This is a genomic window from Oryzihumus sp. (assembly GCF_054325275.1).
In genome coordinates this window covers 1-6,149 of record NZ_JBTCWL010000117.1, presented here as the reverse complement: position 1 = coordinate 6,149, position 6,149 = coordinate 1, and the positions used below count along the sequence as shown (strand labels likewise).

Sequence of the window (6,149 nt, the reverse complement as noted above, 5' to 3'; positions counted from 1 at the left end):
CCCGCCGAGGGCGTAGGCCTCGTCGGCCACCTTGACGTGCAGTGCGTCGCGGTCGGGATCGGCATAGACCGCAACAGATCCGATGCCGCTGTCCTTGCACGCGCGCGCGATGCGGACGGCGATCTCGCCGCGGTTTGCGATCAAGACTTTGCTGATGGGCGCCATGCGCGGGAGCCTAGCGCCTCCCGCGAGGGCCGTCGGGAGGGGAGTTAGGGTCGACACATGACTTCTGTACCGAACGTGACCCTGACCGCCGGTAACAGCACGATCGACATCCCCCAGCTCGGCTTCGGCGTCTGGCAGGTCCCGGATGACGGCGCGACCGCCGCAGTGACGACCGCGCTCGAGGTCGGCTACCGCAGCATCGACACCGCCCGCATCTACGACAACGAGGCTGGCGTCGGCCGGGCGCTGGCCGCCACCGACGTCTCCCGGGACGAGATCTTCCTGACCACCAAGGTGTGGAACGACGACCAGGGCTACGACCAGACCCTGCGCGCGTTCGACGCCTCGGCCAAGCGCCTGGGCGTGGACTACGTCGACCTCTACCTCATCCACTGGCCGACGCCGGCCAAGGACGCCTACGTCGACACGTGGAAGGCGCTGCTGCAGCTGCGCGCCGACGGCCGCATCCGCGCGGCGGGCGTGTGCAACTTCCAGCCGGCCCACCTGCAGCGGCTCATCGACGAGACGGGCGAGGCGCCCGCGATCAACCAGGTCGAGCTGCACCCGCGCCTGCAGCAGGAGGAGCTGCGCCGCTTCCACGCCGAGCACGGCATCGTCACGGAGGCCTGGAGCCCGCTCGCCCAGGGTGGTGACCTCCTCCAGGACGACACCATCACCGGTATCGCGCGCAAGCACGCCCGCACGCCCGCCCAGGTGATCCTGCGCTGGCACCTGCAGGTCGGCAACGTCGTCATCCCCAAGTCGGTGACCCCGTCGCGGATCAGCGAGAACTTCGACGTCTTCGGCTTCGACCTCGACGCCGACGACCTGGCCGCGATCGCCGGGCTGGACCGGGCCGGGCGCATCGGCCCCGACCCCGACGAGTTCAACGTCGGCGCCTGAGCAGACACCCGCATCCACGAGGGGGACCGCGCCCGGCGCGGTCCCCCTCGTGCGTCCCCGGCCGGGCGTCTCCAGCCGGGCGGGCCGAGCCGGGCGGCCTCAGCCGGCGAGCGCCGCGTCCGCCCGCGCCAGCACCACAGGCGCGAGCCGCTGCGCGTACGCCACCGTCCAGTGGACCCCGTCCGAGCGCACGACCGTGCCGTCCTGGAGGGCCTGGCACTGCCCGCCGGGGCAGACGAGGTCGTCCACGTCCACGACCACGGCCCGACCGTGGCTGCTGGCGGCCACCTGCCGCAGCACCCGGTTGTAGCCGTCCACGAACTCCCCGCCCAGCGCCAGCGGCTCGGCCGACCCGGCCGGCCGGTCCGGCGCGATGACGGTCCCCAGCGAGGGCCCGGGCGGCGGCAGCGTCACGAAGGCCACCCGGCCGCCGCGCGCGGCCACCTCCCGCACCAGCCGCCGGTATGCCGCGCGCAGGGTCGCGTCGTGTGAGGCGGTGCCAGGGTCGATGCGTTGCCCGCCGACAACCAGCCCCTGGTGGTGGGACCAGTACTCGGCCACCAGGACCAGGGGGTGGCGCCCGGCGGCGCGCTCGGCGTCGAGCACCGCGAGCTGCTGCTGCCGGGCGCGCTCGTGGCAGGCCTGCGCCGGAGCGTCCGGGCCGGGTGAGCCGTCGGGCACCACGAGCAGCCCGGTGGGGGTGCAGCGCACCCATGCGGCCTGCACGTAGCGGGCGTCGTGCTGGCGGGCCCACGGCTGCAGCCCCGGGTCCAGGGCTCGCGCGGTGGAGTCGCCGAAGAGCACGACCGAGCGCGAGCCGCCGTCCACCTTGACGCAGGAGGCCAGCGGGTCCGAGGCCTCGGCGGGGCAGGGGGAGTCGCTGCGCTGGGCCAGCTGGTGGTCCAGCGGCGGCGGCAGGGCCGTGGCGGTGACCGCCACCCCGGCCACGAGCGCGGAGGTGAGCGCCGCGAGCGCGGTGACCCGGGAGGCGGACCGGCGTGCCCACGGCATACGGCCTTGCTGGACGGGGCGCTCGACCAGGCGCCAGGACGCCACGGCGAGGGCCCCGGTGAGCGCCACGCGCAGGGCCTGCCGGGCCCACCAGGTCGCGTCGTGCGGGCCCTCCACGGGCAGTGCGACCACGACCGGCCAGTGCCAGAGGTAGATGCCGTAGGACAGGGTCCCGACCGCTACCAAGGGGCGCCAGGACAGGGTCGTGGCCAGCCGCGAGCCGGGCGCGAGCTCGACCCCGCCGATCACGGCGGCGACGGCGAGGCAGACCAGCAGCGCCCCGCCGCGGTAGTACAGCGTGGAGGAGTCCGGCAGCAGGGCGAAGCCGGCCAGCAGCGCGGCCAGTCCGGCCCCCGCCCCGGCCACGGCCGCCGCACGACCGTGCCCGCCGGGGCGCGCGCGCCAGCGGCGCACCGCCACGGCGAGCAGCACCCCGACGGCGAGCTCCTGCACGCGGCCCTCGGTGCCGTAGTAGGCGCGCGAGGGGGACAGCAGGGCGTGCTCCAGCCCCATGGCCAGGCTCGAGGCGACCAGCGCGGTGAGCGCCACTGTGCCCAGCACCAGCTCGCGCTGCCGGACCGCGGCGGGCCCGCCGCGCCGTGCGCGCCGGCGCAGCGCCAGGGACAGCACGGCCCAGACCAGTGCGGGCCAGAGCAGGTAGAACTGCTCCTCCACGGCCAGCGACCACGTGTGCCGCAGCGGGGAGGCCCCGGTGTAGGCGGCGAAGTAGTCCTCGCCGCTGCCGGCGAAGTGCCAGTTGGCCGCATAGGCCAGCGTGGCGAGCAGGTCGCCCCGGCGGGCGGACCACTGCTCGACGGGGCCGTGCCACCAGACCCACCCGGCGCAGGCCAGCAGCACCACGGCCAGGGCCGGGAAGAGGCGGCGCACCCGGCGCACCCAGAAGGCCGCGAGGTCGACCCGGCCGGTGCACTGGTGCTCGGCGAGCAGCAGGGAGGTGATGAGGTAGCCGGAGAGGACGAAGAAGGCGTCGACACCGAGGAACCCGCCCGGCAGGGCGGACCCGGCCCCGCCGCCGAGGTGGTAGACGACCACGGCGAGGACCGCGAGCGCGCGCACCCCGTCCAGCGCTGGGCGACGGGTGCTCATGGGGGCTCCTCGCGGGCGGGGGCGGGACGAGCCGCCACCCCCCGAGGCAGCCGGTTCCCCGATGGTGCCCCGTCCCCGCGCGCGCCGGACACCCCTTCAGGCGGGGAGCGTGGCCGAACTCACCCCAGCCGGCGCAGGTCCTCGCGGCAGCGGCGCTCGAGGTCGTCGAGCTCGGTCAGGGAGTCCTCGATGTCCTTGCGACGGCGCTCGAGCTCCAGCCGCCGGTCGTCGATCTGGTCGAGCAGGTAGGTGAGCTGGCCGGCCTCGCCGGGCTGCTCGTCATACATGTCGACGATCTTGCGGATCTCCTCCAGGGGGAAGCCGAGCCGCTTGCCGCGCAGGATGAGGTTGAGCCGGGTGCGGTCGCGCCGGTGGTAGACGCGCGCGGTGCCGCGGCGCTCTGGGGAGATCAGGCCGAGCTCCTCGTAGTGGCGCACCGCGCGGTGGGTGACGCCGAACTCCTCGGCGATCTGGGCGATCGACCAGGTGGGGGACGCGGGCCTTGTCATGCGCCTGATCGTGCTTTACGTTGACGTCAACGTCAAGCAGCCGCGGGACACACCTGCCGGCGCGACCGAAGGGCACCACCTGCGATGTTCGAGCTCAGCAAGGACCATGAGGACTTCCGCGCCGTCGTGCGCGAGTTCGCCGAGGCCGAGGTGGCCCCGCACATCGCGCAGTGGGACCGCGACCACTACTTCCCGAGCGAGCTGGTGCCCAAGATGGGCGAGCTGGGCCTGTTCGGCCTGGTCGCGCCGGAGGAGTTCGGCGGCGCCGACGCCGACTTCACGTCTCTGTGCGTGGCGATCGAGGAGCTCGGCCGCGTCGACCAGTCGATCGGCATCACCCTGTCCGCCGGTGTCGGCCTGGGCATCAACCCGATCCTGACCTACGGCTCGCAGGAGCAGAAGGAGCGCTGGCTGCCCGACCTGGTCGCCGGCCGTGCGCTCGCGGCGTTCGGCCTGACCGAGCCCGAGGCCGGCTCCGACGCCGGGGCCACCCGCACCAAGGCCCGCCTCGACGGCGAGGAGTGGGTCATCAGCGGCGCCAAGGCGTTCATCACCAACTCCGGCACCGACATCACCTCGGTCGTCACGGTCACCGCCCGCACCGGGGAGAACCCCGACGGCTCGGCGCAGATCAGCGCGATCATGGTGCCCTCGGGCACGCCCGGCTTCACCGTCGAGCCGGCCTACGACAAGCTCGGCTGGCACGCCTCCGACACCCACGGCCTGTCCTTCGACGGCTGCCGTGTCCCGGCCGGCAACCTGCTCGGCGAGCAGGGCTCGGGCTTCAAGCAGTTCCTCAAGACCCTCGATGATGGCCGCATCGCCATCTCCGCGCTCGCCGTCGGCCTGGCCCAGGCCTGCCTGGAGGCCGCGACGTCCTACTCGAAGACCCGCATGGCGTTCGGCCGCCCGATCGGCGTCAACCAGGGCGTCTCGTTCCAGGTCGCCGACCTCGCCGTCATGGTCGAGGCCGCCCGCACGCTGACCTACAAGGCCGCCTGGCTCAAAGACGAGCTGCACCACGGCCGCCGCTCGGTCGGCGAGGTCAAGCAGGCCGCCGCGATCGCGAAGCTCTACTCCACCGAGGCTGCCGTCTCCGCGACCCGCATCGCCACCCAGGTCTTCGGCGGCAACGGCTTCATGGAGGAGTTCCCGGTCGCCCGCTTCTACCGCGACGCCAAGATCCTGGAGATCGGCGAGGGCACCAGCGAGGTCCAGCGCATGGTCATCGCCCGCGGCCTCGGCCTGCCCAACGCCTGAACCCGTTGTCGTTGAAGGAAGATGTCGGTATGACGAGCACGAGCTCCCAGCCCAAGCGCCCCTTCGCCGGTCCCACGGACGGGGGAGACCCGCGCGTGGCGAACGTGCGCTCGCGCCTGTCGGCGGCTTACGACGCCTCGGCGCTGCCGCCGGAGAAGGCGGCGGCCAAGCTGGCCTCGCAGAACAAGCTCTACGTCCGCGAGCGCATCGCGCTGCTGTTCGACGAGGGCTCGTTCGTCGAGGACGGGCGCTACGCCAACGCGATGGCCCCGGGCCTGCCCGCCGACGGCGTGGTCACCGGCCGGGGCACCGTCGACGGCCGGCCGGCGATCGTCGTGGCCAACGACCCGACGGTCAAGGCCGGCTCGTGGGGTGCGCGCACGGTGGAGAAGATCGTGCGCGCCACCGAGATGGCGCTGCGCGAGGAGCTGCCGATCTTCTGGTTCGTCGACTCCGCCGGCGCGCGGATCACCGACCAGGTCGAGCTGTTCCCCGGCCGCCGCGGTGCCGGGCGCATCTTCCACAACCAGGTCGCGCTGTCGGGCAAGGTGCCCCAGATCTGCTGCCTGTTCGGGCCCTCGGCCGCCGGTGGTGCCTACATCCCGGCGTTCACCGACATCGTGATCATGGTCGACGGCAACGCCTCGATGTACCTCGGCAGCCCCCGCATGGCCGAGATGGTCGTCGGCGAGAAGGTGTCGCTGGAGGAGATGGGCGGGGCGCGGATGCACTGCACCGTCTCCGGCTGTGGTGACCTCCTGGCTTCCGACGACACCGACGCCATCGAGCTGGCCAAGCTGTACTTCTCCTACCTGCCCTCCTCCTGGCGCAGCGAGGCCCCGTCCTACGTGCCGGAGGAGCCGTCGCGGCCGCTGACCCGCAGCACGGTGCCCGAGAAGGAGAGCCAGCCCTTCGACATCCACGAGGTCATCGACGGCCTGGTCGACGAGGACTCCTTCTTCGAGGTCAAGCCGCTGTTCGCCGCGGAGCTGGTCACCGGCTTCGGCCGGATGGCCGGCGAGACGGTCGGCGTCGTCGCCAACAACTCGGCGGTCAAGGGTGGCGTGCTGTTCTCCGACAGCGCCGACAAGGCCGCGCGCTTCATCTGGCTGTGCGACGCCTTCAACATCCCGCTGGTCTACCTCGCCGACGTGCCCGGCTTCATGATCGGCTCCGAGGTCGAGCGCGGTGGCA

The 6,149-nt window shown here is 73.0% G+C and carries 6 protein-coding genes; 3 read left to right on the top strand and 3 right to left on the bottom strand.

Annotated features, from left to right (window positions below; genetic code table 11):
• Positions 1-165, bottom strand: a 165-nt coding sequence (locus ACXVGS_RS18580; RefSeq protein ID WP_458537346.1) for a biotin carboxylase N-terminal domain-containing protein, incomplete at its 3' end; no start/stop codon positions are given.
• A gap of 57 nt (positions 166-222) precedes the next feature.
• Here ACXVGS_RS18580 and ACXVGS_RS18575 point away from each other — a divergent pair.
• Positions 223-1,068: an aldo/keto reductase gene (locus tag ACXVGS_RS18575; protein WP_458532447.1), complete on the top strand. Its 846-nt coding sequence runs from the start codon at positions 223-225 to the stop codon at positions 1,066-1,068.
• A 99-nt stretch (positions 1,069-1,167) separates the two neighbouring features.
• On the opposite strand, the gene ACXVGS_RS18570 is transcribed toward ACXVGS_RS18575, so the two are convergent.
• A complete protein-coding gene (locus tag ACXVGS_RS18570) occupies positions 1,168-3,186 on the bottom strand; it encodes an acyltransferase family protein (protein ID WP_458530465.1) in 2,019 nt (672 codons plus the stop codon).
• Positions 3,187-3,305: 119 nt separating this feature from the next.
• Positions 3,306-3,695, bottom strand: coding sequence for a MerR family transcriptional regulator (locus tag ACXVGS_RS18565; protein WP_458530466.1), 390 nt, complete (start codon positions 3,693-3,695; stop codon positions 3,306-3,308).
• A gap of 84 nt (positions 3,696-3,779) precedes the next feature.
• Between ACXVGS_RS18565 and ACXVGS_RS18560 the strand changes: the two genes are divergently transcribed.
• A complete protein-coding gene (locus ACXVGS_RS18560) occupies positions 3,780-4,955 on the top strand; it encodes an acyl-CoA dehydrogenase family protein (protein ID WP_458537345.1) in 1,176 nt (391 codons plus the stop codon).
• 29 nt (positions 4,956-4,984) lie between these two features.
• Positions 4,985-6,149 (top strand): acyl-CoA carboxylase subunit beta (locus tag ACXVGS_RS18555; RefSeq protein WP_458537344.1); only part of this gene is annotated, 1,165 nt, incomplete at its 3' end.

Excerpts from the sequence above, each read along its gene's own strand:
- ACXVGS_RS18565 (WP_458530466.1), bottom strand. The coding sequence starts at position 3,695 with ATGACAAGGCCCGCGTCCCCCACCTGGTCGATCGCCCAGATCGCCGAG.
- ACXVGS_RS18560 (WP_458537345.1), top strand. The coding sequence starts at position 3,780 with ATGTTCGAGCTCAGCAAGGACCATGAGGACTTCCGCGCCGTCGTGCGC.
- ACXVGS_RS18575 (WP_458532447.1), top strand. The coding sequence starts at position 223 with ATGACTTCTGTACCGAACGTGACCCTGACCGCCGGTAACAGCACGATC.
- ACXVGS_RS18570 (WP_458530465.1), bottom strand. The coding sequence starts at position 3,186 with ATGAGCACCCGTCGCCCAGCGCTGGACGGGGTGCGCGCGCTCGCGGTC.